This is a genomic window from Sutterella seckii (assembly GCF_009183815.1).
Lineage (GTDB): Bacteria > Pseudomonadota > Gammaproteobacteria > Burkholderiales > Burkholderiaceae_F > Sutterella > Sutterella seckii.
This window is the reverse complement of record NZ_WEHX01000236.1, coordinates 1-535: the sequence shown is the minus strand read 5'-3', so window position 1 is coordinate 535 and position 535 is coordinate 1. Positions and strand designations below refer to the sequence as shown.

The window sequence follows — 535 nt, the reverse complement described above, 5'->3', positions numbered from 1 at the left end:
GGCCGTCGAGGGTTGTGGTGGTTTTATCTTCGTAACTCATTTATCAATTATAACATAACCGTAGCCGCTTGTCAACTATTTTGTGCCTATGTTAATAATTCACCTTGGCCTTCTTCACGAGCTCGGCGAAGTGGTTCTTGGCCTTCAGTTCGGAGAGCTGATCCTTGAGGCTCTGCTTCTGGGATTCCCAGGTCGGGAAGTTCTCAGCCTTTCGCTTCGCGTCAAGCTTCACGATGTGGTAGCCGTACTGGTTGAGAATCAGGCGCCTGAGCAACCGAACCCGCGGAGAGAACCTTGAAGGCGTTGCCGAAGGCCTGATCAACATTGCTCGGGACGAGCCAGCCGACAAGACCGCCCTGATCGCGCGACTGCGGGTCGATCGAATACTGCTTGGCGAGATTCTCGAACTTTTCGCCCTTGTTGATGCGCTCGATCAGCTTCGTGAATTCCCAGGAATCCGTTAACAGAGTCTGAAAGAAATTCATATCCCGGCTTAGTTTTGATTTAAGGCAACTAACTGAAATCTAAAGGTTAG

The 535-nt window shown here is 50.5% G+C and carries 2 protein-coding genes; both read right to left on the bottom strand.

Annotation, left to right across the window (positions count from 1 at the left end; translation table 11 throughout):
* Nucleotides 1-91: 91 nt before the first annotated feature.
* On the bottom strand, nt 92-232 hold the full coding sequence (locus GBM95_RS12865) for a hypothetical protein (protein WP_226963331.1): 141 nt from the start codon (nt 230-232) through the stop codon (nt 92-94).
* Nucleotides 222-485: a peptidylprolyl isomerase gene (locus tag GBM95_RS12000; protein ID WP_226963330.1), complete on the bottom strand. Its 264-nt coding sequence runs from the start codon at nt 483-485 to the stop codon at nt 222-224. Before GBM95_RS12000 ends, GBM95_RS12865 begins: the two co-directional genes overlap by 11 nt.
* Nucleotides 486-535: the final 50 nt, after the last annotated feature.